A 2084-nucleotide genomic window follows, 5' to 3' on the forward strand; every position below is an offset into this window, starting at 1 on the left:
GCTTCCGGTTCCGGGTGGCCGGGGTATCCCGCGCCGGGCCGGGCGCACGCGGCGTCGGACGCCCCGGGGGCCGGGCGGCCTTGGCCGGCCGAGGGGCCCGGGCAGGGTGAGCGGGCCGGGACGGCGGGACACGCCGCGCCGGGCCGGAGGGACGGCGCGGCCGACTCCGGGGCCGAGGCGGGGTGGGCCGGTCACCACGGGGGCCCGGGGTCTGAGGGGGCCGCCCGGGACTCGGGGGAGACGGCCGGTCGGGAGGGCCAGGCAGGTCTGGAGGGTCAGGGCGGTCTGGAGGGTCGGGCCGGTGAGGCCGGTCGTGCCCGGAAGAGCGAGACGGGCGGGCAGGGCCCGTGGACCGGTGCGGCCGGGGCCGGCGGGGAAGCGGCGTCCGCCGGTGCGGGGGGCCGGGCCGGTCAGGCCGGACGTTCCTGGGAGGGGGAGACGGGCGGGCAGAGCCCGTGGGTGGGCGCCGCCGATGCCGCCGGTGCCTCTGGGGCGGTCGGGGACGTGGCGTCCGCCGAGTCGGGACATCCGGCCGATCAGGCCGGACAGTCAGGGCGAGCCGTGCAGCCAGGGGACGCCGGTTCCGGGGCGCCCGGCGCGTACGCCTCGCCGCGTCCGTACACCGAGGGCGGCCAAAGCCGCCCGTCCGGTGCGGCGGAACCTTTCGCCGCCGCGTCGGCTCCGGGCTCCGCACCCGTCCCCGCCGCCGGGCAACTCGCTCACCCCGCCCCGGCCGGCCGTCCTCCGCGCGGCAACCTCCGCGCCCGGCTCACCTCCTTCGTCGGCCGGGAGGACGACGTCCTGGTGATCCGGCAGGACTTGGAGCGGCACCGGCTCGTCACGCTGCTCGGGCCGGGCGGGGCCGGGAAGACGCGGCTGTCGCAGGAGGCCGCCGAGACCGTGGCGCGGGAGACCGGGGCCTGGCCGGACGGGGTGTGGCTCGCCGAGCTCGCGCCCGTCGACGACCCCGCGACCGTGCCGGAGGCCGTGCTCACCGCACTCGGCGGGCGCGAGACCGTGGTGCGCGGCACCGCGGAGGGGCTGCGCGCCGCCGCCGACGCCACCTCGGGCGACCCGCTGACCCGGTTGGCCGAGCTGTGCGGGCCGCGCCGGATGCTGCTCGTCCTCGACAACTGCGAGCACGTCATCGACGCCGCGGCCCGGCTCGCCGAGACGCTGCTCGCCCACTGCCCCGGCGTGACCGTCCTCGCCACCAGCCGCGAACCGCTCGCCGTGCCCGGCGAGTCCGTCCGGCCGGTGGAGCCGCTGCCGGACCCGGTGGCGCTGCGGCTGCTCGCCGACCGGGGCGCCGCCGCGCGGCCCGGCTTCCGGATCGAGGACGATCCGGCGGCGTGCGCCGAGATCTGCCACCGGCTCGACGGGCTGCCGCTCGCCATCGAACTGGCCGCCGCCCGGCTGCGGATGCTCACCCCGCGCGGCCTCGCCGACCGGCTGGACGACCGCTTCCGGCTGCTCACCTCGGGCAGCCGCACGGTCCTGCCGCGCCAGCAGACGCTCCGCGCGGTCGTCGACTGGTCCTGGGACCTGCTGGACGCGCCCGAACGCGCCGTCCTGCGGCGGCTGTCGGTGTTCGCGGGCGGCTGCGACCTGGCGGCGGCGGAAGCGGTCTGCTCGGACGCCCCGGGCGGGAGTCCGGAAGGTGCGGGCGGCCCGGGCGGCGCGGGCGGCGCGGGCGGCGCGGGCGGTGCCGGGCGTCACCCCGACCCCTCGCGGCCGCTCGGCGGCGGCGTCTCCAACGGGCCATCCGGTGTTCCCGGGCTCGGTACCGACAACCGCGCCGAGGGCCCCGAGGCCATTTCCGCCCCCGGGGCCCCGACCGCCGGCGGACCCGGTCCCACGCGCCCCCCAAGGCCCGACGCCTCGTACGCCCCCGGCGTCCCCGGCGGCTCCGCGTCCCATGGTGGCTTCGGGTCTCCTGGCGGCTCCGAGGCTCACGGTGTCCCCGAGTTCCACGGTGGTTCCGGGCTTCCCGGTGGCCCCGAGGCTCACGGTGGTCCCGGGCTTCCCGGCGTCCCCGAGGCGCAGGGTTGCTTCGGGATTCCTGGCGGCTCCGAGGCTCACGG

The 2084-nt window shown here is 79.7% G+C and carries 1 pseudogene; it reads left to right on the top strand.

From position 1 onward, the window contains the following. Positions 1 to 267: 267 nt before the first annotated feature. Positions 268 to 1668: pseudogene (locus ACSNOK_RS32715) on the top strand (ATP-binding protein); the annotation flags it as partial. Positions 1669 to 2084 lie beyond the last annotated feature (416 nt).

Source organism: Streptomyces sp. URMC 126, assembly GCF_051386555.1.
Taxonomy (GTDB): domain Bacteria; phylum Actinomycetota; class Actinomycetes; order Streptomycetales; family Streptomycetaceae; genus Streptomyces.